Source organism: Paenibacillus sp. 01T422 (assembly GCF_056398785.1).
The window spans coordinates 1-1,273 of sequence record NZ_JBFTQB010001294.1; the positions used below are offsets into that span (position 1 = coordinate 1).

1 protein-coding gene is annotated in these 1,273 nt (G+C 44.5%); it reads right to left on the reverse strand.

Going from position 1 to position 1,273, the window contains the following annotated elements:
- Positions 1–1,191 (reverse strand): Ger(x)C family spore germination protein (locus tag AC1DUA_RS38130; protein ID WP_477504650.1); only part of this gene is annotated, 1,191 nt, incomplete at its 3' end.
- Positions 1,192–1,273 lie beyond the last annotated feature (82 nt).

Consider the following 1,273-nt stretch of genomic DNA (forward strand, 5'->3'; position numbering starts at 1 on the left):
CTCCTTTACGTCATTTACAACAGAATCTCCCATCGTCCCTGTTCCTCTCACCTTAGCAATTACATTCAGATGGGGCACTACTTGCTTGAACTCCTGCTCCCAATTATCCTTGACTTTGTTCCAATAGGTCGGATCTGCCCGATGTACTGCCTCGCCGAATCCAAATATATCTGTCCCTAACTGCTGCGTCTTCTTAATGGTTTTCTCCATGTTGGATTTAAAAAAATCAACGTATTTTGAATCCAAATATGCGATCGTTTCTGTCTTGAAAAGATTGATTTTACACTCAACATCAGAGACATTCCCTTCCGTCCGGGTGCTGATGAAAATTTCTGGTTTATCGTTTTTGATGACAGCGTGTATTTTGCTTTTGACACGGGCAATATCGATCCCGATGTTCCCGCCATCGGGGCAGACGAGGTGGATGGAAGAACGCATGGATTGATTGGTAATGACCGAGTAAGCGCGGGACTCTTTTTCGTTCAGCCATCCAACGAGCTTGTCTCTTTTAAAGACGGCATTGCCTGAATATTGCAGTCTCACGCGAGGTGTCGTGTAATTAATGTTATTGTTGCTCGTACCTGTCGAATGATCTCCTATAATTTGTATGCCTGATACAACGGAGCTTTTTCCAGGGGTAACGAGACCGCTCGATAATTGATCGAGTTTAATTGTAACCGCAGAGGTCCACTCCTTTTTGGCCGCTTCGAGAGAATTGAAGATATAGTTTGCTGGAACTTTCTCGAGCGGTGTCATGACGCTTAATAAGTCCTTCGCCGTGCTATCTCTGGCAATGACAACGTCAAAATCCGTTCGGAATTCGCTTCCTCTCATGAGATAATCCATCGCTTTGACGATTCCTTTGGAAGCTAACTCCTCTGAAATGACAAGGATACGAATATGGGCGAAATAAATGTTCCTTGAGATCGACGAAGTCAAACGTTTGACCGCTTCATTCAGGGTTACGCCTTTGGAAGAGTAGACGATAATGGGAACTTCAACATTCCCGTTTGCCTTGGTCACACTCCCCGGGTTCACAATTTGAACGGTTAACTCAAATTGACCATCTGAGATATCAATGCCTACGCCCTCGGCGATAGCGATATCGTTCAACTCTCTGCGGCTCCAACAGCCGCTTAATAGGAAAATGATGATTAATAAGCAGGTTGTTAGTCGCACCCAGGATATCACAAGAGCCTCGTACCTCCCTTAAGGTCGGAATGGTTTTCTTTTCGATTTCTTAACAACGTTATTGGTATGGATGGTACGAACT